This is a genomic window from Bacillus sp. FSL R7-0646, assembly GCF_037969865.1.
GTDB classification, from domain to species: domain Bacteria; phylum Bacillota; class Bacilli; order Bacillales; family Bacillaceae; genus Bacillus; species Bacillus licheniformis.
Genome location: NZ_CP150217.1, coordinates 3,255,071 through 3,278,981 on the forward strand (window position 1 = coordinate 3,255,071; position 23,911 = coordinate 3,278,981).

Annotated in this window: 23 protein-coding genes and 1 pseudogene; 6 read left to right on the forward strand and 18 right to left on the reverse strand. The window is 48.1% G+C overall.

Annotated elements, in window-relative coordinates; all coding sequences use genetic code 11:
• Positions 1-12: 12 nt before the first annotated feature.
• Together MKY62_RS16985 and MKY62_RS16990 are read right to left on the reverse strand one after the other, a co-directional pair.
• Positions 13-453: a DUF86 domain-containing protein gene (locus MKY62_RS16985; protein ID WP_025806013.1), complete on the reverse strand. Its 441-nt coding sequence runs from the start codon at positions 451-453 to the stop codon at positions 13-15.
• A 27-nt stretch (positions 454-480) separates the two neighbouring features.
• Entirely contained in the window at positions 481-756 is a 276-nt protein-coding gene (locus MKY62_RS16990; RefSeq protein WP_003184977.1) for a YutD family protein, read from the reverse strand.
• Between the two features lie 102 nt (positions 757-858).
• Here MKY62_RS16990 and MKY62_RS16995 point away from each other — a divergent pair, with 102 nt between their 5' ends.
• Complete coding sequence (locus MKY62_RS16995; protein ID WP_003184979.1) at positions 859-1,482, forward strand: YhcN/YlaJ family sporulation lipoprotein; 624 nt, start codon at positions 859-861, stop codon at positions 1,480-1,482.
• Positions 1,483-1,535: 53 nt separating this feature from the next.
• Here MKY62_RS16995 and lipA read toward each other — a convergent pair whose 3' ends face one another.
• Positions 1,536-2,432 (reverse strand): lipoyl synthase, encoded by an 897-nt coding sequence (lipA, locus tag MKY62_RS17000; RefSeq protein WP_025806015.1) that lies wholly within the window; start codon positions 2,430-2,432, stop codon positions 1,536-1,538.
• Between the two features lie 252 nt (positions 2,433-2,684).
• On the opposite strand from lipA, the gene MKY62_RS17005 reads away from it, so the two are divergent.
• Positions 2,685-3,665, forward strand: coding sequence for a M23 family metallopeptidase (locus MKY62_RS17005; RefSeq protein WP_003184983.1), 981 nt, complete (start codon positions 2,685-2,687; stop codon positions 3,663-3,665).
• 48 nt (positions 3,666-3,713) lie between these two features.
• Here MKY62_RS17005 and MKY62_RS17010 read toward each other — a convergent pair whose 3' ends face one another.
• The 8 genes from MKY62_RS17010 to MKY62_RS17045 form a co-directional block, all read right to left on the reverse strand.
• Positions 3,714-3,827 (reverse strand): methionine/alanine import family NSS transporter small subunit, encoded by a 114-nt coding sequence (locus tag MKY62_RS17010; protein WP_003184985.1) that lies wholly within the window; start codon positions 3,825-3,827, stop codon positions 3,714-3,716.
• A complete protein-coding gene (locus MKY62_RS17015) occupies positions 3,824-5,353 on the reverse strand; it encodes a sodium-dependent transporter (protein WP_003184988.1) in 1,530 nt (509 codons plus the stop codon). The genes MKY62_RS17010 and MKY62_RS17015 overlap by 4 nt, the downstream gene beginning before the upstream one ends.
• 185 nt (positions 5,354-5,538) lie before the next feature.
• Positions 5,539-6,312, reverse strand: a complete 774-nt coding sequence (gene yunB, locus MKY62_RS17020) for a sporulation protein YunB (RefSeq protein ID WP_003184989.1) — start codon at positions 6,310-6,312, stop codon at positions 5,539-5,541.
• 67 nt (positions 6,313-6,379) lie between these two features.
• Positions 6,380-6,685, reverse strand: a complete 306-nt coding sequence (locus tag MKY62_RS17025) for a DUF1805 domain-containing protein (RefSeq protein ID WP_003184991.1) — start codon at positions 6,683-6,685, stop codon at positions 6,380-6,382.
• A gap of 77 nt (positions 6,686-6,762) precedes the next feature.
• The gene (locus tag MKY62_RS17030; RefSeq protein WP_009329540.1) at positions 6,763-8,118 is read right to left on the reverse strand and encodes a bifunctional UDP-sugar hydrolase/5'-nucleotidase; all 1,356 of its coding nucleotides are present in this window, start codon (positions 8,116-8,118) and stop codon (positions 6,763-6,765) included.
• Between the two features lie 19 nt (positions 8,119-8,137).
• A complete protein-coding gene (locus MKY62_RS17035; RefSeq protein ID WP_003184996.1) occupies positions 8,138-8,959 on the reverse strand; it encodes a sulfite exporter TauE/SafE family protein in 822 nt (273 codons plus the stop codon).
• Between the two features lie 17 nt (positions 8,960-8,976).
• Entirely contained in the window at positions 8,977-9,828 is an 852-nt protein-coding gene (locus MKY62_RS17040; RefSeq protein WP_003184999.1) for a DUF72 domain-containing protein, read from the reverse strand.
• Between the two features lie 131 nt (positions 9,829-9,959).
• Entirely contained in the window at positions 9,960-10,493 is a 534-nt protein-coding gene (locus MKY62_RS17045) for a hypothetical protein (protein ID WP_003185000.1), read from the reverse strand.
• A 90-nt stretch (positions 10,494-10,583) separates the two neighbouring features.
• Here MKY62_RS17045 and MKY62_RS17050 point away from each other — a divergent pair, with 90 nt between their 5' ends.
• Positions 10,584-11,168 carry a TetR/AcrR family transcriptional regulator gene (locus MKY62_RS17050; RefSeq protein WP_011198268.1) on the forward strand — a complete coding sequence of 195 codons (585 nt, stop codon included), beginning with the start codon at positions 10,584-10,586 and terminating at the stop codon, positions 11,166-11,168.
• Positions 11,169-11,356: 188 nt separating this feature from the next.
• Here MKY62_RS17050 and MKY62_RS17055 read toward each other — a convergent pair whose 3' ends face one another.
• The 3 genes from MKY62_RS17055 to allC form a co-directional block, all read right to left on the reverse strand.
• Entirely contained in the window at positions 11,357-11,578 is a 222-nt protein-coding gene (locus tag MKY62_RS17055; protein WP_003185004.1) for a hypothetical protein, read from the reverse strand.
• Positions 11,579-12,086: 508 nt separating this feature from the next.
• The gene (locus MKY62_RS17060) at positions 12,087-13,313 is read right to left on the reverse strand and encodes an alanine--glyoxylate aminotransferase family protein (protein WP_003185006.1); all 1,227 of its coding nucleotides are present in this window, start codon (positions 13,311-13,313) and stop codon (positions 12,087-12,089) included.
• Positions 13,314-13,328: 15 nt separating this feature from the next.
• Positions 13,329-14,582, reverse strand: coding sequence for an allantoate deiminase (gene allC / locus MKY62_RS17065; protein WP_003185008.1), 1,254 nt, complete (start codon positions 14,580-14,582; stop codon positions 13,329-13,331).
• A 164-nt stretch (positions 14,583-14,746) separates the two neighbouring features.
• On the opposite strand from allC, the gene MKY62_RS17070 reads away from it, so the two are divergent.
• Entirely contained in the window at positions 14,747-16,345 is a 1,599-nt protein-coding gene (locus MKY62_RS17070) for a PucR family transcriptional regulator (RefSeq protein ID WP_003185012.1), read from the forward strand.
• 102 nt (positions 16,346-16,447) lie between these two features.
• On the opposite strand, the gene MKY62_RS17075 is transcribed toward MKY62_RS17070, so the two are convergent.
• Both MKY62_RS17075 and MKY62_RS17080 read right to left on the reverse strand, forming a co-directional pair.
• Complete coding sequence (locus MKY62_RS17075) at positions 16,448-17,644, reverse strand: tetracycline resistance MFS efflux pump (RefSeq protein ID WP_003185013.1); 1,197 nt, start codon at positions 17,642-17,644, stop codon at positions 16,448-16,450.
• 178 nt (positions 17,645-17,822) lie between these two features.
• Positions 17,823-19,229 (reverse strand): TIGR00366 family protein, encoded by a 1,407-nt coding sequence (locus MKY62_RS17080; protein ID WP_003185015.1) that lies wholly within the window; start codon positions 19,227-19,229, stop codon positions 17,823-17,825.
• 264 nt (positions 19,230-19,493) lie between these two features.
• Here MKY62_RS17080 and MKY62_RS17085 point away from each other — a divergent pair.
• Positions 19,494-20,518: pseudogene (locus tag MKY62_RS17085) on the forward strand (anthranilate phosphoribosyltransferase).
• A 79-nt stretch (positions 20,519-20,597) separates the two neighbouring features.
• Positions 20,598-21,410, forward strand: coding sequence for an endonuclease (locus tag MKY62_RS17090; RefSeq protein ID WP_009329544.1), 813 nt, complete (start codon positions 20,598-20,600; stop codon positions 21,408-21,410).
• 290 nt (positions 21,411-21,700) lie between these two features.
• On the opposite strand, the gene MKY62_RS17095 is transcribed toward MKY62_RS17090, so the two are convergent.
• On the reverse strand, positions 21,701-22,540 hold the full coding sequence (locus tag MKY62_RS17095) for an FAD binding domain-containing protein (RefSeq protein ID WP_003185025.1): 840 nt from the start codon (positions 22,538-22,540) through the stop codon (positions 21,701-21,703).
• 200 nt (positions 22,541-22,740) lie between these two features.
• Complete coding sequence (locus tag MKY62_RS17100; RefSeq protein WP_003185028.1) at positions 22,741-23,862, reverse strand: FAD-binding oxidoreductase; 1,122 nt, start codon at positions 23,860-23,862, stop codon at positions 22,741-22,743.
• Positions 23,863-23,911 lie beyond the last annotated feature (49 nt).

The following is a 23,911-nucleotide window of genomic DNA, read 5'->3' on the forward strand; positions in this document are numbered from 1 at the left end:
ACTCCAGTTCGTTTAGTGCGGTTTGAATGCGGATACCGGACCGAGTTCATGGTTTAAATAATCGCGGATCCGCGCCGGAAATTTCTCGAGCGTTTCCGCATGCCTGCTGAGCAGCTCTTCCAATTCTTCATGGTTGACGTTCAGGTAGTCTTGGACCAATGTCTTCCGATAGGCGATCAAATGTTTCAAACTGTCGCCTTCCGCTTGGCTGACAACCTTTTCATCGGTCAGTATATCCATAATGTCGTCATAGCTTCCCGGATCTCTCATAATAAAGCCGTCAATCATATCGTTCCCTATATCCAATATACATTCGATCAGCGTGTGGCCGATTCGTTCAAGCGCTTTTTTTTCGACGTCGGAAGTCCATTCTTCCTGCATTTGATAAAGCCGCAGCTCCTCTTCCAGGAAGTTGAGCGTGTTTTCGATTTTGTGTCGATCGACAAAATACATCATCAGTGCATCCCCTTTTATGATCGCTTATTTTCGCAGACGTTTTAAAACAAAGTAGGCACATCCGAAATTGCAGTACTCGTAAATATATTCATCAAGCGTGCTGATCTTCGTATCAAATGTGGCCTTTTGATTTTGATCGTCAAAAAAGCCTTTCAGCCTCAGCTGGCTGTATCCCCAATCCCCGACGATGTAGTCGTATTTATTTAAAATGTCGGAGTATCTGGCTTTAAACGCTTCTTCGTTAAAACCGTTTTTCACATCTTTGACGACTTCAAATGCAGCGTTCTGAACGACAATCATTCTTTTCACCTCTTTTATATGATAATTCAAACCCGGGCCGCCATCAATTGCTAAGAATAAATCCTCCCCTTTGGAAAAGCTATAAATGAGGAGGAAAAGCAGATGAATAAAAAAATTCTTTTAGCAGGGCTGGTGGCGCTGCCTTTAGCAGGCTGCCAGACGGCCTTAAACGATACCGAACACAATATATATGACGAAGACGGAAATACCGTTCACGTTGCAGACAAGAACCCTCAATATCAGGAAAAGTTCAGAAATGACAACCGAAAAGGCAGATTCGGATATGCGCGCCATCAGGCAACACCAGTCGCAAACAAGGAAGAAATGCAGGCGCCCCAAATCGACCGGGAAGAAATGGCGCATATTATATCTAGTTTAACGGTTCAGCTTCCCAATATTCAAGATGCGTCGGCGCTTGTGACAGACGAAGAGGCGCTAGTCGTGTACAAAACGGACTCCGGGCAGCGCAAACAGACGGCTGATCAAGTCAAAAAGACGGCGGCATCCGTCGTTCCGAGATATTACCATATCTATATTTCCGATGATCCGGACATGATGCAATCCGTCGCTAATTTCAGCCGGCTTGGAGCCAATTCAAGAAACGTCGATCAGCTGATGGCCGATACAATTAAGGAAATGCAAAAATCGCCGCAAGGCAAAACCACGACAGGTACAGATGAAAACGGAAACGACCTTGACGGAAAAGGAAAGGCGACCGAATCTTGACCTGAAAATAAGAAAAACGCCAGCGCATATGGCTGGCGTTTTTTCATCCAATGTTATGCCTGCGCCTGGCGTTTTTTAGACGCTTCATTCACCTGTTCATCGGCATGGTATGAAGAACGGACGAGCGGTCCTGCTTCACAGTGGCTGAAGCCCTTTTCCATGGCGATTTCTTTCAGTTCGGCAAACTCGTCAGGATGGTAATATTTCTGTACTTTAATGTGTTTTTTGGACGGCTGCAGATACTGGCCGATTGCCATGATGTCGACGTTGTTCGCAAGAAGGTCGTCCATTGTTTCGATGATTTCTTCTTTTGTTTCGCCAAGACCGATCATGATGCTGGATTTCGTCGGGATGTCCGGCTGCATCTCTTTGGCGCGGCGCAAAAATTCCAATGATCTTTCATATGTAGCTCTCGCACGGACTCTCGGCGTCAGGCGGCGGACCGTTTCAATATTATGGTTTAAAATGTCCGGACGCGTATCCATCAGCGTTTTCAAATTATTATAGTCTCCGCCCATATCGGACGGCAGAACTTCGATTGTTGTAAATGGGCTTTTTCTCCGGACGGCGCGTACGGTTTCGGCGAATACCCCCGCTCCTCCGTCTTTTAAATCGTCACGGGCAACGGCTGTAATGACCGCGTGTTTCAGGTTCATGATGCTCACAGAATCTGCGACTCTTTCCGGCTCATTCAAGTCAAGCTCTGTCGGCAGCCCCGTCTTCACCGCACAGAAGCGGCAGGCTCTCGTACAGACAGATCCGAGAATCATAAAGGTCGCGGTACGTCTGACGGCCCAGCATTCGTGGATGTTCGGGCATTTTGCCTCTTCGCAGACCGTATGGAGGTTGTTTTCCCGCATTAATTTTTTTAAGCCCGTATAGTTTTCATTCGTGTTCAGCTTGATTTTAAGCCATTCGGGCTTTCTTATGTGCTCGTCTTTCTTTGCCAATTCCATCATCTCCATTGTGGATAGTAGTCATGTTCAATACGAAATTTGTGACATAGCGCCGGATGAGTCCCTCTGCTTTGGAACCGCTTAAATAAAAAATGCTAAATCTTCATCTTTAGTCACTTTAACATAGTACAGATTTGTGAACAAGAGCTTGATTAGACAAGATGGAATTTCTAACATTTTCTTATTATTGATTTCTGCAGATGTCACAAACTAACCGTATTCAAACTGAAAGGAGCTAAGGACACTGTGAAAGCTGTATTATCCGTTCTCATCCTCCTTTTGCTCATCTTGCAGCCGTGCGCTCTTGCAAAGGAGAAAAAAGAGCCCGATCTGCAAAAGAGAATGGCCCTTTATCATAAGACAGAAGCCGCAACCCATATTCCTTGGTATGTTTTCGCGGCAGTCGACCAATACGAAATCAATATCCGCAAAAACCGCAAAGACTTGCCGAAGCAAAAAGGGCACACCGGGATATATATTCCGCAAAGCGTGTGGAGCGGACCTGAAAACCCCAATCCTAAAGATACATCGCCGCTCAGCATCAAGGTTTTTGACGGAATTGGAATGGACGGAAACGGAGACGGACTCGCAGAACCGGATCAGGATGAAGACGTCCTTTATACGTTTGGACAATACTTGTTGACATACGGAAGGGACATTGAAAATATCCGCATCGGTCTGTGGGAGTTTTACGAAAGGGATCAGACGGTCGGCATCATATCAGGCTTTATCAGGCTTTTTCAAAAATACGGCCACATTGATTTGGGCAAGCACGCCTTTCCCCTTCCCGTAAGATCAGATTACAGCTATAGAAGCACATGGGGAGATGCCCGCGGATTCGGGGGCAGACGCATTCACGAAGGGACGGATTTGTTCGCCCATTACGGCCTCCCCGTCCGGTCGACATGCTACGGCATTGTGGAAATGAAAGGCTGGAACCGTTTCGGCGGATGGCGGATCGGAATCAGAGACATCAACAATACGTACCATTATTTCGCTCATTTGAACGGTTTCACAAAAGGCTTGAAAGTGGGAGAAATCGTCGAGCCCGGCCAGGTGATCGGCTCAGTTGGAGCGACGGGATACGGGCCGCCGGGAACATCGGGAAAATTCCCGCCCCACCTTCACTACGGCATGTATAAAGACAATGGAAGAACAGAGTGGTCTTTTGACCCTTATCCTCATTTAAAGGCATGGGAACGGAAGGAACTTCGAAAGAAAAAATAAAAGACATCCCTATTTCAAAAGAATAGGGATGTCTTGCACTTTAAGAGGTTAGCCGGCCTGGCTTTTCTTGCTTTTCACAACCGCATTGATAATGCTTGCGGCCAATCCTCCCCAAATAATGACGATGCCGATCACCATCATTGCTATAGATGCGCCGTTCATGAGGAAACCTCCTTGTCATGTTGAAATGGCGTATATGCCAGCCCATTCTTCCATTTTGAAAGCGAAAGGATAAATCCGGCTGCGATCGCTCCAAAAGCGACGCACCATCCCCATTTCAGGAGGAATTCAACCGGCAGGTCGCCATAGGCTGTTGTGATATTCGTCTTGATATTATCAAACATCATATACCCCAGAACAATCGGGGTGACGACGCTCAGGCAGATTCTCCACCAAGCGCCGAGCTGAATGTCGGAAACCGAATTGGCGTGAGCCTGCAGAGCTTTCAGCTCTTTCGCAAACCATGCAATCGCAACGACTTCGATCAATCCGGCAAGCGCCACTCCGAAATTGTTGATAAAGTAATCGGCCGCATCGAGGAAGAACAGTCCGCCTTTCGTCGCAAATACGAGCGAACACAATGCAGCAGCCCCTCCGCCGAACAGGACGGCTTTCCGCCGCGGAACGTTGAATTTATCCTGAATCGCGGCAACATATGTTTCAGAGATAGAAATGAGAGATGTCAGACCTGCCAAAACGAGCGAGCCAAAGAATAAAAATCCGAAAAACGCATTAAACGCCGGAAACTCATTGATGATTTGCGGGAAGACGACGAACGCCAAACCGATTCCCGAAGAGACGACTTCTTTGACTGGAACGCCTTGCTGCGCAGCCATAAAGCCCAGCGCACTGAATACCCCGATTCCGGCCAGCAGTTCAAATGACGAGTTCCCAAAGCCGGTGATAAACGCATTGTTTGTAATATCGGATTTTTTCGGCAAATAGCTGGAATACGTAATCATGATGGCAAACGCAATCGACAGACTGAAGAAAATTTGGCCGTAGGCCGCCACCCACACTTTTCCGTTTGTAATCTGGCTCCAATCAGGCGTGAAAAAGGCATTCAGTCCTTGTGCAGCCCCATCAAGTGTTATCGAATAAATGACAATGATAAAAAATAAGACCACAAGCAGCGGAATGAAAATGCGGTTCGCGATTTCGATTCCTTTTTTGACTCCGGCAAATAAAATCCCCAATGAAACAATCCATACAATCGCGAGCGGAATCAGGACGCCCGGCACGAAGCCGCCGAATTGGCCGATGGCTCCTCCCCCGATATCAATTCTGTTTAAATATTTATTCATTAGGAAATTTTCTGTATTTTTACCCCAACCTAAATTGAATGAAAAGACAGTGTAAGAAATGGCCCATGCCACGATAACGGCATAATACGTCGAGATGACAAATGAGATGGCGACCTGCCACCAGCCGATCCATTCCTTCCCTTTCCCCATCCTGGCATAGGACAGCGGGGCTGAGCCTCTGTATTTATGACCGATTGTAAATTCCATGATGAGAAGAGGAATTCCTGCTGTCAAGAGCGCGAACAAATATGGCAGAAAGAACGCGCCTCCCCCGTTTTCATAAGCTACTGCCGGGAATCTCCAAATATTCCCCAAACCGATCGCAGAACCGACGGCTGCTAAAATAAAACCCGCTCTTGTTCCCCATTGCGGACGATTATCCATAAGCTTCCTCCTTTACCTTTTTGAAACATCTGAAAACAGTGAATTTTCTAATAATTATTATTGAATAGTATATACAGTCTTTTTGCCTAAGTCAAAGTATTTTTTTAAGAAAATAGACGCATGTCATTTCTAGGCCGCGCGAAAAAAAGCATTCTGCCTGATGTTTGCAGAATGCCTGGAAATCATTACTCTTTTTGTTCCTTTTTTTGCTCTGTTTTTTCATCCTTTGAAGGGATCTGAATCGATGGCGCCGTTTGGCTGCCGTTGCCGCTGTAGAAGTCGGGTACTTCTCCGTGCACAGCTTGAATCGTTGCCGGAATCGTATTTTTGACAACCGCCGTTTTTGTCGCAAACGGTATGACGACACGGACCTTGACTTCGACAAGCACACCGACATTTATTAATGCATTATTAATACCATATGGCTCGACACTTTGCTTAAAATCTGTAAAGACATCCCCCACAACATTAAACCGTACAGGTATTTTCGGCCCCAGGTTTCCAAGAAGCGAGTTTCCCGTTGCCTGACCCAGAGGAATATTATAGATTACACCATCATTCTTACCTTCGGGAGTTTTCGCAGAAGAATTAAATTCTTCTGTTTCTGTTTCCTTCAGCTTTTCGTGAAGTTGTTTCGTAATTTTCGAATGCATACCACGAAGACCATGAGAGTTGAAATCAATTGTTGTTACTTTTCCATTTTCATTCGTCTTCATTTCTACTAGATTTTTCACATTTTCATCTTGGCTCATATAATCCTCGACGGCTTCCTGGATGACGTGGGTCGCAATCCGGTTCGTTTCCATTTCAGCGATGTTCAGAAGGGTCGGTTTGATGGATGAGTTGATAATCAACAGGCTGACGGCCGTTGAAAAAATAAAAAATATAAACGAAAGCAGCATGACATATCGCAAAGGCAAAGGTCCTCTTTTTGACAGAGGGCCGCGAAGTCTTCGCAAGCAAAATCCCCCCTTACATCACAAGTGTATGCTTGTAAGAGGGGATATACGATTCAATCAGACAACTTTATTTCACCATTTTTAAAAGGGCTTCTTTTCCGCTCATTCCGGGATGAATGCCGAGCTCTCCGGCCGCATCGGTTACAGATTCGAGCGGGGCTTCGAGAAGCTGATCGATCGTCCGCACGCCGACGGCTCTGGCGGCGACGATTTTCCGTTCTTTTAATTTATCATTCAGCAGGGCGACATCAAGCGCTCCGCACATAATATATCCATGGTCATTGGTTACCGCCATAAAGTTCGTTTTCGGCAGTTTGACCGTTACAGCCGTAAACGGCTGATCTTCTATCATGATCGGAGTTAAATTTACCATCGCTATCCCTCCTTTACCATTAATGTATGATAAAGCGAGAGACATGTTCCGGTTTGCCCCGAATCTTAGAGATCTGTTTAGGACCGGTTTGCTTTTTTCAGCTTCCAGGCGAGCAGATCGCGCAGGAATTCAGGCATAAAGTAGTCAATATCTTCCGCATCGCGGATAACAGGAAACAGCGTTCCGAGTGTAAACATATCAATCGTGGCGAGCGTGTAGAACGCATCATCTTCAATGTCCGCTCCGTTGACGGAGAGCTTTTCCGGGTCAAGGCCGGCATACAGCATCTTCCCCATCACTTCGCCGCGAAAACCGAGCCCTTTAATGCGCAGCTTCTCGGTTTGTTCTGATGATGCATGGAGGATGACCTCTTTCAGCTCTCGTCCCGTCAGCTTCAGTTTGACCGGATTAATCGGATGCGGACAGATGCGGTGAACATCGGCTTTCGTCACCGGACCTTGTGAAAGAGACTCCAGCACAATGCCTGAGTTGACCATCCCGATTTCCGCCTCACACCATTCCTTTAAGGCATCTGCCAGCATTTGCGGAAGGGCGCTTCTGCGGAACCAGGCGGTTTCAAGGGTGTTGTCCAATGTCGCAATTTCCTCTTCAAGGAGATGTCCGGCTTCTCTCTCTTTTTCCTTCAGAAAACGAATCGTCTCCTCTGATTCTTCATTCCAATCTGCCGTCTTCATGACGGTTGCTGTGATGTTCTCAAGCGCTCCGTTATATGTCAGTTCAACATGACCGACATAGTTCCCGTACTTTTCCGCGCAGGCCAGCATAACGCCGTCTTTCATCATCCCTTCTTCAAGCAGGTGATGGGTGTGGGAGCCGAGGATCAGGTCGATTTCGGGAAAAGCCTCCGCGACGCGCTGATCGTCCAAAATGCCAAGGTGTGAAAGAAGGATGACAGTGTCGGCTTTTTCTTTGATTTCACTTAGCATCTCTCCGATGCTTTCAAATGCGTCTGTAACCGTCCAGCCAAGCTGGCGATAGATCGGATAGTACGGGACTGTCACACCGAGAATGGCAAGAGTTGCGCCGCTCTTCACCTTTTTGAGCAAATACGGCGCTGCCCAGCCGGGCCTCTTCCCTTCTCCGTCAAACAAATTGGAGACAACGACAGGAAACTGAGCGTTGTCATAAAGTGTATCCAACTCCTGATGCGGCAGTGTAATTCCTTCATTGTTCCCGATCGTTGCAGCATCATACTGCAGACGGTTCAACAGCTCCACATTCGCTTTTCCGAAGGTAGCCTCAGATATCGGATGGAATCTGTCGACATGATCGCCGAGGTCGAACAAAAGCACTTCTTCCCCCTGCTCTTCATGTTTCTGTCTTTGTGTCTGAATGTAATCGACGATTTTCGGCCAGTTTTCAAAATGGCTGTGCAAATCGTTCGTATGGTAGATATGGAGCTTTTCCGTCATGCAAATCTCTCCCTAACGTTTAACTAAACACGCCTTGATAGATTAATCTGATTCCGATGAGAATCAATACGAACCGCATGATCAATACGATCGTCTTTGTCTGCATCTTTTTGTTAATGTAGGCGCCGAGCTGTCCGCCAAACCAGGCGCCCGGGATCAATGCAAGCGCATAAAGCCAGTTGACATGTCCCGAGATGACATGGCCGGCAGAGCCCGCGACAGATGAAAGGAAAATGATAAACATCGATGTCGCAACGGCGACCCTTGTCGGAAATAAAAACAGAAGAATCATCGCCGGCACCATCAGCGAGCCGCCTCCGATGCCGAAAAGCCCGCCGAGAAAGCCCACAAAAAAGGCGATCGCGATTCCGGCTAAAGGATGGTATGAATACGTATATTCCTGTCCTTCATCACCTGTGAACGTTCTGATAACGCCCGTATGCTTTTTCTCGGCAGGTTTCACCCTTTTCTTTATCATTAAGGAAAGGGAAATGAGGATCATAAAAATCCCGAACCATAGAGAAAACGAGTCTGAGCTAAAATATGTCGATACATGGGCACCGACGATGCTGCCCGGCCCCGAGCCGATGAAAAAAATAAGGCCGCTTTTATAGTCAACGGTTTTATACTTCATATACGCAATCGTTGAAGAAAGCCCTGTGAATATGATGACGACCAGCGATGTGCCGACCGCCATCTGCGGTGTCACATGGTCAAACAGCGTCGGCAGCCCCGCCAGAAAAAGGAGCGAGGGAACGATGACGATCCCTCCGCCGAGCCCGACAAGACTGCCGATGGTTCCCGCGATAAACCCGAGTATGATCAAGATAAGATATTCCATAAAATAAGTCCTCTTTTCTAGCTGAATAAATCGAGCTGCCTTGGCGTAAGCCCTTTGTATTCAATGTTGAGCAGCTCCATCATTTGCTTACCGTTTTGAGCCGCATCACCGCCCGAATTGTTATTAAACAGCACGTAAACGTTTTTCGACTGCTGTTCAAGCAGCTCAAGGTTTCTTTTCCAGTCTTTTAATTCTTGTTCATTATATAAATACAAATATCTGACCTCACGCCAATTTTGACCGGAAGATGGCCTTAACCAGCCTTCCTTGTTGCGGCCGTGAAAACGGACGAGCGTTTTCCGGCTGTCAGTCGCGTGAAGAACAGTCGGGATGCTGCCTTCGCCCGCCTGGGGTTCATCGCAAATGCTGTGAATCCATTGCTGCTCCTCCATAAAAGCGAGCGTTTTGTCGTAAAACTGGGGCATAAACCATGACCGATGCCTGAATTCAAGCGCACACGGGATATCTCCCATTTTCTCTTTTACCCATCTTAAGTAATTGACGTTTTCTTTCTTGCAATCAAACCATGGCGGAAACTGAAAGAGGACCATCGCCAGCTTACCCGCTTTTATGTATGGCGTTAATGAGAGCTTAAAAGCAGCAAACATGTCGTCTTTCGTTTCAAAGGGGATTTCCCCGCGCTGATGCCCTGTCATTCCCTGATATGCCTTAACGATAAACTGAAAGGTTTCCGGCGTCTCCTTTACCCACTTTTCATTGTTCCGCTCGGGCTGTATCGCGTAAAAGCTCGCATCAAGCTCGACGATCGGAAAATGCGATGAATAGTGGATCAGCTTGTTTTGACTGCTTGTCTTGGGCGGATACAGGCTGTCATGATCCCCCCATCCTGTTAATCCAATATAAATCAATGCAGTTCACCTCTTCTTTTAGTTTATCACAGGTTTTTTTCGAAAATCTTGATCCAGGTCTGCTTGTAGCATTTCCTTTTTCAGCGGCGGGATACTTGAACATGAAAAAGAAGCCGGACATCCGGCTTCTTTTAACGGGCTTTCCTCGGAAAAAGGGTAAAGCTGAAACTGTACAAAAAATCGATGACAAGGATGATCGACCATAAAGAAGCGATGCGGATTAATGGTTCCGTTCTTTCCGGGTCGCCGATGAACAGGTGCATCCCGGCCAGCAGAGCCGCTCCGATCAGCCATGCGATGAAATGGCGAAACCAGCCTTCACGCTCTTTTTTGGCGTGTTCCCTGCCGTACTGCGGGCCTTTGTCAGGCTTCGGACCTCCGGCAAAGCGATAGGCAAACCTTTCATCCGCCCATTTGATCATGCGGCTCCCGAACGCGATGCTGACGCCGATATAAACGGCGGCGATGCCGTGCAAAACATCCGCTTGCGCCCCATTGTGCAGATCAAGCGACGTTGCAGCCAAAAGCAGTAAATCCAAAACCGGTGTGCATGCAAACATGATCAAACCAGCCTTTTTCCAGCCTGCCATATAGCGAAAAATAAGTCCAAGCAGAATAAAAATCCAAAAGCCGATTTCACAAGCTAAAATCAATAAACCAATCACCTTTTATCCGCCTCTCTTTTTTTAACACATTCGTACTAAAAAATTATAACACAGATGTATTAAATAATACACCCGTGTTATAATGTGTGTATGCCAAAAATAGTTGATCACGAAAAACAAAAAGAAAAAATTGCCGAAGCGGTGTGGAATGTGATTCACAGAGATGGACTTGAACAATGCACCGTCAGAAATGTCGCTAAGGAAGCCGGACTTTCGGCCGGGTCGATGCGCCATTATTTTCCCCATCAGTCTGAGCTTTTCATTTATTCAATGAGGCTTGTGGCAAACCGGGTCAAAACGCGTATCGAAAACATGACATTTAACGGTACACCGGCTGAAAACGTCAAACAGCTTCTTTTTCAGCTTATGCCTCTTGATGAAGAGCGAAAACTGGAAATGGAGGCATGGTATGCATTTACAGCCAAATCGCTCAGCGATCCGGAGCTCAAACCGTTGAGAAAGGAGATGAATGAAGGCATTTATTCAGCCTGCAAATCGGCTGTTGAAATACTGGTAAAAACCGAAAAAAAGACCGGGATCGATGTTCTTAAGGAAACCGAGCATCTATACGCCCTTGTCGACGGGCTGGCGCTTCATTTGATCATGGCCCCTGAAAGGCTGACGGCTGAAAGGATCGATACTGTATTGGCGGGTTATTTAAGATCGTTGGAATAGGAACAGATCTATCGCATTGCACCAGAAGGAACTCACACAACCACAGAAAAGCAGGCCTCTCAGCCTGCTTTTCTGGATTTAATGCTCTTGTTTTAAATTCTCACGGATTTCCTTCTTCATTTCTTCGACATTTCTTTTAATAATTTCAATTTCGTATTTCTCTTTTGCATCTGGAGGTAAGTTCTCATCTAAGTATTCTCGGAGTTTTTCTTCGCTGCGAGTATCATCTGGGCCGATTGATATAACTGGTCTGTTTTTCCAATCACAGAACTAACTAAACCAAACTTATCAAAGGCGTTCAGAAGTACTTCTTCAGTTGTTTTTTGATTTGGATCAGCCGCTTGTGAAGCTGTATTAAACAGTAACAAGAAAAGAACTAAGAACAAGATTCCGAACCGTTTTTTCTTCATTATTCTCTCCTTAAAATAATTTTTCCTAAGCACAGCATTGAGTTTCTATTTTTATGTATTTCAGCTTTCCGGGACACCGTTTATTCATATTTTAGGAGCCGGTCCTGAAAGCGTTAACGAGAGAGGTGATCTTTATTTTCTGGGGAAGTAGGCTCATGAGGTGGATCAGTGTAAGTTTATCTTCTCTGAATGGAGATATTTGACTGTTTTGCAACTTCTTCTTTTGCTAGCGATTGGAGGCGTTGTCATTATTTCCGCCTCTTCTACCTTGATACCTCCTTTATTTATTCACAAGTCTAATATAGCATAAACCTCTGCAAAATTTTTCAAATTACAAATTGATTTCACAAATTATTTTGCTGGTCATCACAAAAAAAACAGCCTGATCGCAGGCTGTTTTTCTGCACTAGTGAACCGCTTTTTGTATCTCTTTCGTTCAGCCATGTTCCACCTGTTGCCCCGCGCGTGCCGGAGCCGTCAAACACGAGCCTTCCTCTATCTCAGAAGCCTACTCATGATAGAAATCCAGTGCCGCCTGAAGCGCATTTCCCGGCGATACTGAAGCACCTGTGCGAATGAGAACAGCTTCGAGAGCAGCCAATGTAAAAAGAACATTTTCTTTCCGGCAGCTGTATCCCATCGTTCCGATTCTCCATATCTTTCCGGCCAGCGGCCCGAAAGAGCTGGCGATTTCGACGCCGAAGTCGTCAAGCATCATCTTCCTGACAAGATCTGCGTCAACCCGATCAGGAACTTTCACACAAGTGACGGTCGGCAGCTTTTTCCGGCCTTCCGTAAACAATTCGAGTCCCATCGCTTTGATGCCCTTGATTAGTGCTGTTTCATGGAGCCGGTGTCTTGAGAATCGCTCGCGGGACCCTTCCTCAAGAACGACCCGCGCTCCTTCGCGCAAGCCGTACAGCATCGAAGTCGCTTCTGTATGATGATTAAGGCGCCTCGGGCTCCAATAATCCATCAGCATGCCGAGGTCAAAATAATTGCTGGAAATCGGCAAGCGTCCCGTTTCAAGCACGATATCTTCTCTTGTGGCAATGCCCCGTTCTACCTTTTTCCTTTCATTGATGCGCTTTTCAACCCGGCTGTTAAATGTGATCGGCGCCATACCTGAAGGAACGGATAAACACTTTTGCGTACCGCCGACGACCGCGTCAAGACACCATTCATCCGTATTGACATCCGTGCCGCCGATTGTAGCCACCGCATCGACTACACAAAGCACATCAAGCTCCCGGCAGGCCCGGCCGATTTCTTCGAGCGGCTGAATGCATCCCGTCGATGTCTCGCCGTGCACAACCGCAACAATCTCCGGTTTCGTCCGTTTGATTTCGGAGATGACCTCTTTCGGTTCAAAAACGTCTCCCCACGGGCATTCCATTGTATAAACATCAGCCTGGTACCGTTCGCAAATCTCGGCAAGCAGATAGCCGAACCGTCCGAAAATGGGAATGAGCACCCTGTCCCCCGGTTTGATGAGACTGGCAAGGACGGCTTCAAGCCCGGCCCGCGATGTCCCGTCTATCGGGAATGCCCATTTATTTGTCGTTCGGAAAATCTGCCGAAGCAGCGCCATGACGTCGTTCATCATGTCTGTAAATGCAGGATCGAACTGTCCCAGTACAGGTGAGGAAAGCGCCCTCAGCACTCTCGGATGAACCTCGACAGGACCGGGAGTCATAATTGTCCGTTTCGGAATATTCATTTCGCCAATTGTCATGATCTTTTTCTCCTTTCATTCATATGCCAGCCTGTATAATACATGAGTCAAGAGCTCAACGCCGGCTGCAAGATCAGCCGGTTTTGTCCATTCTTCCGGCGAATGGCTGATGCCCTTCCGGCTCGGAACGAACAGCAGTGACGTCGGGCAATGCGGGCCGAAAACCTGGGCATCGTGCCCCGCCCCGCTGACCATCTCCTGATAGGATACGTCAAGATCCTCGGCCGACTGTTTTGAGAGTTGAATCAAATCCCGGTCCATCCTCACAGGCTTCGCATCCGTCGTCTGTTCAACTGTGATCTGAACGTTCCATTCGCCGGCCAGCTCTGTGAAATAAGCAAAAATATCGTCGCAATACCGGTCCAACACCGCATCATGATGATGGCGGAGATCAAGAGAAAAAACAGCTTCTCCTGATATGACATTCGGCACATTCGGCTTTGCTTCAATCCTCCCGACCGTTGCTGTTAAAAGCGGATAAGCAGCTTTAGCCTTGTTCGTCAAATAGGAAATGCACAATGCCGAGACGGCCACCGCATCTTTTCTGGCGTTCATCGGCGTCGTCCCGGCATGGTTGCTTTCTCCCTTGACCATAACCGTAAACCGTCTTTGTCCGACGATGTCCGTGACAATGCCGATTTGACGGCCGCTCTCCTCAAGAATGCTCCCCTGTTCAATATGAAGCTCGATAAAGCACTTCACATCACGCCTGAACGGGCGCCTGTACCGCCGTTTTCCGAAACCGCAATCTTTCATCGCCTGCTCAATCGATACTCCGTCCCGATCGTGCACAGCCGGCGTCTTTTGACAGTCAAACAAGCCCGTTAAATTCCCCGATCCCCAAAAAGTCAAAGGGAAACGGCTTCCCTCTTCCTCGCACAGAGACACGACTTCGATTGACGTTTTCGGCCTGCCGTACGTGTCCAGAAGGTGTTTGGCAGACAAAAGGCTCGCTAAAATCCCGTACGCTCCGTCGAATTTCCCTCCGTTGATGACCGTATCAATGTGTGAACCGGTCAAGATCGCTTTCGTACGGTTCTCTGTACCTTCTATTCTCCCAAACAGATTTCCGGCATCATCGAAGTACGGCTCTATTCCCCAGTCCTCCATCTTTTCCTTCAACGACTGCTGGGCGCTGAGCCACGGCTTTGAATAGAGAAGCCTTGTCACCCCTCCTTCTCCGCTTTCACCGAATGATGCCAGCCAATTGATCATGTCTTCGATATTGCGGGCTGTACTTTCTCCGGTCTTATGAATACCAATGGTCATGTAAAGAAACTTCCTTTCTATTTTCTTGTTATATTTCTTTACAACTCTCTATATAAATACAATTTTACTGGTAACATGAAAAATAAACATCGGCATAAATGTCACAAATCCGCTCATTTTTTGTTGAAAATGACTAAAATGACAAAGGAGGCCTGTACAGATCAATGAATATCTATGACATGATGAAACTCCCTGTATTTAAAGGCGCAACGCTTGCCGCTGGAAAGGCGGGCGTAACCCGGAACATTGAACACATCAATATGATGGATGCGCCAGATATTGCCGATTATCTGCATCATGGCGAACTCCTCGTCACGACCGCATACCATTTAAAAGACCGGCCTTTTTTATTGAAGGAATTGATTGAAAGGATGATCAGGCGGGGCTGCGCCGGACTCGGTATCAAAACCCGCTTTTTGCAGGAAATACCCGACGAGGTGATCAAGCTTGCCGACGAGCGGACATTTCCGATCATCGAGCTAAATGAAGATGTCCGCCTCGGTGATATTGTCAATCATACACTGAGCCATATTCTAGACAAACGGACGGCAGAACTCGAACAGGCCATCGCCGCTCAAAAAAAGTTCACAAGCCATATTATGAGCGGAAAAAGCATTCAATCGCTCTTGCATAACGTCTCTGCTGTTTTAAAGCTTCCCGTTCTTCTATTCAATCAGCACCTCAAGCCGATTGCCTCCTCAAAAGCAGATGCCGCCGGGACGCTGTCGGATTATGAAGGAATATTTCAAAAAGGAAACAGAACGGGGCTCACCTGTTTTTCAACGATTCCCGACAAACAAACCTATTCGGTATTTCCGATCTATACTCATGAAAAAAAATGCGGCTTCCTCGTTGTCTGCGGGATGATTTCCCCTTCAGACAAAGGCTTGCTGTTAACCCTCGAACAAGCCGCCAATGTCATCGCCTTTGAGCTGCTGAAGGAAAATGCGCTCAAACAATATTTGCGAAGAGCGCGGAACGAGTTTTTCAGAAATTTTTTGGACGGCGCCTTTTCCTCTGCTGAAGAAATTAAAAACCGAGCAAAAGAATTTCAGCTCAAGTGGGATCAAAAATATGTGTGCATCGCCGGCAAATTGGACCGCCGCGAAAAATCGCTCAGCTTCACGGAAAATCAGCTTGAATCAGATTCCGTGTTCGAACGCCTGGAAGAAGAGCTGGTTGACTTCCCGTTTCCTCCGCACCTTTTCACAAAAGGAAACATATGCTTCCTGCTGGCCGAGGCGACGGACAGCTGGGCTGAAATGAATGCAGCCGTGGGCGGATTTTTAAAGGCGTTTCAGCGCCATGCATCTGAGCATTTTCAGCGGACGATTTCTTTTGGAATCAGCAACCTCAGCCATCAGCTGAGAGACGTTCCGCACATTTGCAAAGAAGCCGTCGATGCGCTCCACTCCGGCCATTTGTCAGGCAGCACCGAGTTCATCCAGACGTACCATATGAAAGACGTGTCAGAGCTTTTGCGCATGATTCCGGCTGATGATTTGAAGACATTTTACACGCATGCGCTGCATCAGCTTGCCAGCCTGCCGAAGGATGACCCAGGGCTCCTGCAAACATTGTCCGTCTATCTGGAAACGCACTGTCAGATTTCTGAAACGGCCAAGCGCCTGTACATCCACAGAAACACCGTCATCTACAGGCTTGAAAAATGCGAGGAACTGCTCGGGAAAAGCCTGAAAGATGCGGACACGACCTTGCGCTTGAGACTCGCGCTCAGAATTCAAATGCTGCTTGGGTTGTGAGAAATCCCTTCCCCGCGGCAATCGGAGGATGTAAAGCCGCGCCGGCATATTTGATGATTTGAGCATTTCACCATAAAAAAGCCGGCATATGTGCCGGCTCCCTTATACTTTTTCAGGAATTGTGCGCGCCTGCTGCTTCCGCCCCCAGCTGACTGCCGCCAAAAAGCTGAGCACGAGAACGACCACACCAAAAATATATGGAATTTCTACGTTCACATCGAATAACAGACCGGCCACTGTCGGTCCGACAATGTTGGCAAGGCTCATAAACGCATTGTTCATGCCTGCGGCAAATCCCTGTTCATCTCCGGCCATTTTTGAAATCAGCGTATTAATCGCCGGTCGAAGAATGGACGTCAGCATGAAGAAAACAATTGTTGCCCCGAAAACCAGCCAGTACGAACCGGCAATCGAGCAGACGGCAAGCGCTCCGGCAGAACCGATCAGCGTCATGTTCATCAGCTTTTTTTCGCCGAAGCGGTTCGTCAGCATCCCGAGAGCCACCGCCTGGACGAACACGCCGATCAGACTTGCCGCTGTTATGACAAAGGCAATGTCTCCCGGTGTAAAGCCGTGCTTATGATCGACATAAAGGCTGAATACCGCCTCGAAATTCATGATCCCGAAGTTCAAGATGAACACGAGGATAAACAGAAATGCATACGGCGACCGCAGCGCGCGCGCCATTTGCTTAGCGAGCGGTTCGCGCTTTTGAACGGAGCGGCGCTTTTCAAGCATCTTTTCTTGACTGAGCGTTTCCGGGAGGACAAGAAGCGATAAAACCGTCGCCAAGCCGGCTAATCCGGCTGACACGTAAAACGGGAAGGTGAGCCCGAACGCCGCCAAATATCCGCCTGCTCCCGGACCGATGACAAAGCCGAGAGACATCGCGGCGCTGATCAGCCCCATCCCTTTGCTTCGATCCTTTTCCGATGTGATGTCAGCGATGTAGGCAAACATGGCCGGCACCAAAAACGCAGCTCCCGCTCCGCCGAGAAGGCGGGAAACAAACAGCAGCCACATCTGGCTCGCCAAGGCGAAAAGCAGCTGGGAAACCGCAAACGCACCGATTCCTAAAATGATCATTTTCCGCCTTCCGTATTTATCAGTCATTTCCCCGGCAACGGGCGAAAACAGCAGCTGGGTAATCCCCGAAGCCGCGATCAGCAATCCGAGCGTGCTGCCTGACGCGCCGAATTCTTCTATAAACGTAGGCATGAGTGGAATAATCAAGCCTATACCAAGCATCACGATAAACACGTTAAGCATGAGCATATACAATCTGGCCATCTTTTTCATCTGCGGATACCTTCCTTCAGCCCGAAAATACCGGACAATCTTAAATTCGAACAATTACTAAATTAGTATATCCACAGATAGGTTTAAAGTCTAGTTTTTTCATATTTTTGCATATTTTTTCTTCTCAAGGAATGATGGGTAAATAAAAAAGCGGAGATTCCCCCGCCTTTTTATCCATTTACGACCAGCCGACAGCGTTAGCAAACATCAGGAAAAGCACGGCCGCTCCCATCCAGAGGCAAAACAGCGGAAGGATGAATCGCAGCCATTTGTTCCAGGCAATCCGGCTGATCGCAAGCGTCGCCATAAAATATCCCGATGTCGGAAAGACGATGTTTGAAAAACCGTCTCCGAATTGGAAGGCCAGAATCGCCGTCTGCCGCGTAATTCCGACGATATCAGCCAAAGGCGCCATAATCGGCATCATTATTAAAGCCTGTCCGCTTCCGCTTGGAACAAAAAAGTTAAACAGCATCTGTGTAAAGAGCATCGCCGTAACCGTTAAATACGAAGGAAGCTGTGAGACAGCATGAGACAAGCCGTAAACAATCGTATCCATGATCTGCCCGTCGGCCATAACGACTGCTGCAGCTCTTGCAATGCCGCAAATCATCGCACCGACGAGCACTTCTTTAAAACCCTCATTAAAGGACTCGGCAATGTCTCTCGAATTCATGCCGGCGATGTAAGCAGGAATGATGCCGAGCGCCAGGAAATAGCCCGCCATTGTCAGCATATCCCACCTGAAATAAATTACACACCCAATCAAGCCGGCAAACAACCCAAGCGCCGCGATCCCGGCCCATTTCACCCGTCCGCCTGCTTTAAAAGCCGGCACGGGTTCGACTGCTTCCTTGCCCGTCAGGCTTTTTTCAGGATGCGCTCTGATCTTTTCCGCATATTTGAGCACATAAACAGCGGCAATCGCCGTAACGACAACAAAGATGACCGCCCTGTACCCCATCCCGGAATAAAGCGGGAGACCGGAAATCATTTGTGAGGTTCCCACGGTAAATGGGTTTGTCAAAGCGCTCGTAAAGCCGGCGATCGTCCCGCACAATGCGATTGCTGCTGCTGTCATCCGGTCATATCCGAGGGACAGCAGCAAAGGAAGAATGACAGGGACATAAACGATCGAAAGCTCAGGCGTCCCGATAAAACAGGAAATGCCGGAGAAAACGAATATTAAGACAGGCGTAACGAAAACAGGCTTGTTCCTGAACTGATCGGCCAACAGACGGACGCCGAGCTCAATGACAGATGCTTTCCTCAGAACGGCAAAAGCTCCGCCAATCACAAACGTAAACACAATAATCGGAGCCGCTTCTGTCATCCCTTTCGGAACCGCCGTAAGCAAGCCAAGAATATCAACCGGCGTCTGTTCGACCCGTTTGTAGGACGCTGGATCAATCATTTCCCTGCCGTCCGGACTTTCCACCCGTTCATATTCGCCTGCCGGAATGACATATGTCGCAAGCGCCATAAGACCAATCATGACAGCCAGAATGACATAAATATGCGGAAATTCCTTTTTGCGTTTTTCGTTCTTTTTCACCTCTTCTGTTTTGTAAGCCGGCATTCCCATTTTTTAATCTCCCCTTCTTCCATGTTAAATTTTTTAACATATTAAATGATCGCAGCGCTGATAGCATTGAAAAATCCTCTAAATTTCAGCGTGTTTTCAGTTAAAATACATAAATCAACACGAGCAATCCAGAAAATCGTCACATTTTCTATCAATCATTAAGCTGATCATCTCGACTGTTCCTTTTCTGCATTTTCATGTAAAGTCATAAGAAAGATCAGCATGTAAAGGAGAGAGTTGACATTGCAGCAGTGGATTAAAGAAGTGGCCAGAGGAAAAAGGGGCGCCCGGGATTTAACTTATGAAGAGGCCAGACAGGCTGCTGAAGCGATTGTTACGGGAAATGCAAGCCCCGCTCAGACAGCCGCGTTGTTAATAGCGGAGAGGATCAAAACGGAGTCCCCTGAAGAATTGTTCGCGTTTACCGAAGCATTGCGGAACAGCTCGGAATCATTGAGCCTTTCCAGAGCTGTAAAAGAGGCGGTCATCGATTTTGCAGGACCTTATACAGGAAGACATTCTTTTTTAGCAACCATTCCCGTCTCCCTCCTTCTCGCAGGAAACGGCGTTCCTGCGTTTCTCCACGGCAGCGATGCATTGCCGCCCAAATATGGAACGAGCGTAAAAGATGTCCTGGACAAACTCGGAATCCCCTCTGAGACTGCCCCAGCGCAAACGGCACGCTCACTCGAAAAGGCTTTAATCGGATTCGCCGCCGCCGAAACATTTTGCAAACCGTTTGTTCGCATGAGGAAAATCCGCGAGGAAATCGGCGTCCGCACCGTGTTGAATACAGCAGAAAAACTGGTCAACTTCTCTGATGCCGACAAGCTTATGATGGGCGCATTTCACCGGACGGCCATACAGAAAATGCATCCCGTATTTCAGCGCTTGACGTACAAAGAAGTGTTCATTGTCCAGGGGCGGAGGGCTCGGAAGATGTGCCGGTCCACAGAGGCAGCTTTGTGTTTACAATAAAAAACGGCGAGATCGATTCTTTTATATTAAAACCTGAAGAATACGGACTTTACGCAGAGGAAGCAAAGCTCAACAAACCGCTGTCTGCTGAAGAGCAGGCGGAAAAAATAACAGCCGTTCTCGCCGGAGATGAATCGGCCGATACGGAATACGAAAGAAAACAAGTCATCATGAATGCCGCATTGCGCTATTATTTGTTCGGATACTGCGCGGCCATTGAAGAAGGTGTCCAAGCGGCGGAAAAACAGCTGAAAGAAAAAGCCGGTCTGGAAGCTCTTGAAAGGTGGAAAGCTTCATTTACAAGACCGTAAGAAAACCGTAATCAAAATGATATTTCCTTTTCATGAAAAGATTGGATAATGAAAGAAATGAAAAGGAGGGGATCGATAGATGAACCGAAAGTGTGTCATTCCGTTTATTTTGATGTTGTCGGCGATGTGCGCGCCCGCCCAAAACGCAGAGGCCTTCCAGCTGTTTTCCTTACCCGTACAATCCTCGGCTCCGGCAGATTACTACGAACAGGCGCAGGGCAAAACAGGTGAAGCTTTAAAACGAGCGCTTCACGACACAATCGACGATCATCGAGAGCTGTCTTACAGCGAGGTATGGGAAGCGCTGAAAGCAACGGATGAAGATCCGGCCAATCGAAACAACGTGATACTGTTATATTCCAGAGAGTCGCGCTCTAAACAGGCGAACGGGGGGCAAACGGGCGATTGGAACCGCGAGCACGTATGGGCAAAATCGCACGGTGATTTCGGGACAAGCAAAGGACCCGGGACAGATTTGCATCACCTCAGGCCCAGCGATGTGCAAGTTAACGCCGCCCGCGGAAACCTTGATTTTGACGAAGGCGGCAGCCCCTATCCCGGAGCTCCCGGAAACTACTATGACGGCGATTCCTGGGAACCTGACAAAAGCATCAAAGGCGATGTCGCCAGAATGATTTTCTATATGGCGGTCCGCTATGAAGGGGACGACGGTCATCCGGATCTTGAAATGAACAATACAACGAACAACGGGTCTAAACCGTACCACGGAAAAATGTCGGTTTTATTGAAATGGCATCATGAAGACCCTGTCGATGCCCTCGAAAGAAAGCGGAACGATATCATCTATCAGCAATACCAGCATAACCGCAATCCGTTCATTGATCACCCTGAATGGGCGGAGGATATTTGGGGCTCGGGCGTTTTGAATTGAACAAAAAAAGCGCCTGCTCAGCGCTCTTTTTTCAAACCTCTGTTTTTTTGTTCAGCACCGATTTTTTATCCATAAAACGAAAGAAATCTGCTGTGCAGCAGCCGCGAGGCACGGCTTCATGGGCCGATTATCTACACTGACAGCCCAGATCCCGCAGTCTCCGTTCAAACAGCCGAGCTCAATCCGAGCCTTCCTCCACGCACATCTAAAAGCGTGTCGGCCGGCTTGATGGAAGCCGGCCTTTTTTCTCCGTTCATCTCAAGGGTTACTTCCATCCTTTTAGCGCTTTGTCATAAGGTTTCCTTTTTCAGCATGCCGAGAATGTCAAACAGAGTATGTTTGATGACAAACGTGCGGTACTCTGCGGAACCTTGCGCATCGTCCAATACAGGACCGGGCAGGCGGTTGATCGCCTCTTCCACCCTTTGACCAACAGGGAGTGCCTCGTCATTCAACGCAGATTCCACTTCAGCGGAGCGAAACGGATAAGAGCAGACACCGCTGAATGCACAGCGGACGCGTCCGTCTATTTCGAGAGCCGAAATCGTTGCCAAAGGATATCCCGTATCCCATCGCTGCCTCACTTTTATGCTTGCAAAAGGCTGATGAAGATAGCGTTCTTCAATCAAAAGCGAAATGAGGATTTCTCCCTTGCTCAGCTTCAGCTGCTGATCAAATACGTCGTGAATCAGATAGCGCTTTTTCCCCTTGTCTCCAACTGTCACCACTTTGCTGTCGGTTAATAAAAAAGGCAGCACCGCTTCGCGGTAAAAGATCTGCCCGCAAATATTGCCGCCAAGCGTAATCTTATTGCGCGCCGTATGGTCGGCCACCTCTCTCGCCGCTTTGCTCAACAGCGGAAAGCCGCCGTTTTCCGTGATCTCCGTCAGTGTTAGCGCCGAGCCTAAAGCAAGGTGATGCCGTTCAAATTGCAAAGTCCTGCACTCAGGTATATCTTTAATATCGATGACGGCATTTGTATGGATCACATTCATCCGTCCGAGCATCAACTGTTCTGTTCCGCCGGAACAATACGCCGGCTTTTTCCCCTCCCGCTCCAGGCTTTGAAAGAGCTTTACCGCTTCCTGCGCAGATTGGGGGCTGTAATACTCAAAGTCAAACTGGATCATGGCGGTCCTCCTTCATTTTCCAAATTTGTTTGGAATCAGAGGCAGCCGATTCAAAAAACCGGCATGCACTTCAAATAAAGCCAGCTCATTCACCCAAAATTTTACTCCATGAATTTATATTGAACAATATTCTATTTTAAAACTGTAAACAAGAAAAAAGTTCACTCGAAGCTAGAGTGAACTTTTTTCTGCACGTTGATTCAACTTTCAAGCGCGCCGGCCGGATCATATAAAGCGATATCAAGCTCAGGCTCTTCTCCCAAAGCGAGCCTTGCCAATTCAGCGCCAAGGTACGGACCTGACGTAAGCCCTGAAGCGCCGAGACCGTTGGCAACGAGGAGCCCGCAAATGTTCGGCAATGAGCCGATCACGGGGAGAAAGCCCGGTGTAAACGGCCTGAAGCCTACGCGCGCCTCAAGCAGCTCGCTCAATTCCAACCCCGGCGCAACGGCGAGCGCCTTTGAGAAAATTTCGTGAAGGCCGCCGGCCGTTACCCGAAGATCGTCCAGTTCCGCTTCATTTTCGTGAGTAGCGCCGGCAACGATCCGGCCGTCTTCAAATGCCAGTATGTATTGGTCATTCGGAGGCATCACAACAGGCCAGCTGCCGGTATCGGCATCAGGAAGACAAAGGTGGACGATCTGCGCTTTTTGGTAGCTGACTGAAAAACGAACGCCGAGCGGCTTCAAGAGCTCGTCCGCCCAAGCTCCCGCTGTGACAAGCACCTGATCAGCGTATATTTTCTTGCCCCCTGTGGAGATCCCTGTTACCCGGTTTCCTTCATAGAGCAATGAAGCGTTTCCTGAAACAACAGAAGCTCCGTATTTTTTTGCGGCATTCACAAGTGAGCGGCGCAGCAATTTTCCATTCACGCGCGCGGCTCCGCTGATATGAACCGAGCTGTACCCCTCTGCCAAAGGCGGAAATAAACGCTTCGTTTCCTCATGGGATAACCGGGTGATCTCGCCGATTTCGGGCGCATCCTTGCGCCTTAGATGCGCCCGTTCTTCCATTTTCTCCAGCTTTCGCTCGTCTGTATGCAAGCTGATAGCGCCTGTCCGTTTATACCCCGTATCCGATTCTCCGTCAGCTTCAAGCTGCTTGATTAAATCGGCATAGTACGCCGCACCGCCTTTTGCAAGCTTGTACCATGCCTGGTTCCTGCGCTGCGAAAGCCAGGGGCAGACGATTCCAGCCGCGGCATCTGTAGCCCTTCCCCGCTCTCCGCGGTCAATCAATGTCACATCCGCGCCCTTTTTTGCAATATGATAAGCGGCTGAAGCGCCGAGGATGCCCGCTCCGACTACAATAAAAGATTTCATGACTAACACCTTTTTCATTTCTGTTTATTCTACAAATATAACGGATCAC

Excerpts from the sequence above, each read along its gene's own strand:
- MKY62_RS17070 (WP_003185012.1), top strand. The coding sequence starts at position 14,747 with ATGAATATCTATGACATGATGAAACTCCCTGTATTTAAAGGCGCAACG.
- MKY62_RS17100 (WP_003185028.1), bottom strand. The coding sequence starts at position 23,862 with ATGAAATCTTTTATTGTAGTCGGAGCGGGCATCCTCGGCGCTTCAGCC.
- MKY62_RS16990 (WP_003184977.1), bottom strand. The coding sequence starts at position 756 with ATGATTGTCGTTCAGAACGCTGCATTTGAAGTCGTCAAAGATGTGAAA.
- MKY62_RS16985 (WP_025806013.1), bottom strand. The coding sequence starts at position 453 with ATGTATTTTGTCGATCGACACAAAATCGAAAACACGCTCAACTTCCTG.
- MKY62_RS17080 (WP_003185015.1), bottom strand. The coding sequence starts at position 19,229 with ATGGGAATGCCGGCTTACAAAACAGAAGAGGTGAAAAAGAACGAAAAA.
- MKY62_RS17030 (WP_009329540.1), bottom strand. The coding sequence starts at position 8,118 with ATGACGGAAAAGCTCCATATCTACCATACGAACGATTTGCACAGCCAT.
- MKY62_RS17035 (WP_003184996.1), bottom strand. The coding sequence starts at position 8,959 with ATGGAATATCTTATCTTGATCATACTCGGGTTTATCGCGGGAACCATC.
- MKY62_RS17050 (WP_011198268.1), top strand. The coding sequence starts at position 10,584 with ATGCCAAAAATAGTTGATCACGAAAAACAAAAAGAAAAAATTGCCGAA.
- MKY62_RS17010 (WP_003184985.1), bottom strand. The coding sequence starts at position 3,827 with ATGAACGGCGCATCTATAGCAATGATGGTGATCGGCATCGTCATTATT.
- MKY62_RS17090 (WP_009329544.1), top strand. The coding sequence starts at position 20,598 with ATGAACCGAAAGTGTGTCATTCCGTTTATTTTGATGTTGTCGGCGATG.
- MKY62_RS17060 (WP_003185006.1), bottom strand. The coding sequence starts at position 13,313 with ATGACAATTGGCGAAATGAATATTCCGAAACGGACAATTATGACTCCC.
- MKY62_RS17095 (WP_003185025.1), bottom strand. The coding sequence starts at position 22,540 with ATGATCCAGTTTGACTTTGAGTATTACAGCCCCCAATCTGCGCAGGAA.
- MKY62_RS17075 (WP_003185013.1), bottom strand. The coding sequence starts at position 17,644 with ATGAAAAAGATGGCCAGATTGTATATGCTCATGCTTAACGTGTTTATC.
- MKY62_RS17055 (WP_003185004.1), bottom strand. The coding sequence starts at position 11,578 with ATGAAGAAAAAACGGTTCGGAATCTTGTTCTTAGTTCTTTTCTTGTTA.
- MKY62_RS17025 (WP_003184991.1), bottom strand. The coding sequence starts at position 6,685 with ATGGTAAATTTAACTCCGATCATGATAGAAGATCAGCCGTTTACGGCT.
- MKY62_RS17015 (WP_003184988.1), bottom strand. The coding sequence starts at position 5,353 with ATGGATAATCGTCCGCAATGGGGAACAAGAGCGGGTTTTATTTTAGCA.
- MKY62_RS16995 (WP_003184979.1), top strand. The coding sequence starts at position 859 with ATGAATAAAAAAATTCTTTTAGCAGGGCTGGTGGCGCTGCCTTTAGCA.
- allC (WP_003185008.1), bottom strand. The coding sequence starts at position 14,582 with ATGACCATTGGTATTCATAAGACCGGAGAAAGTACAGCCCGCAATATC.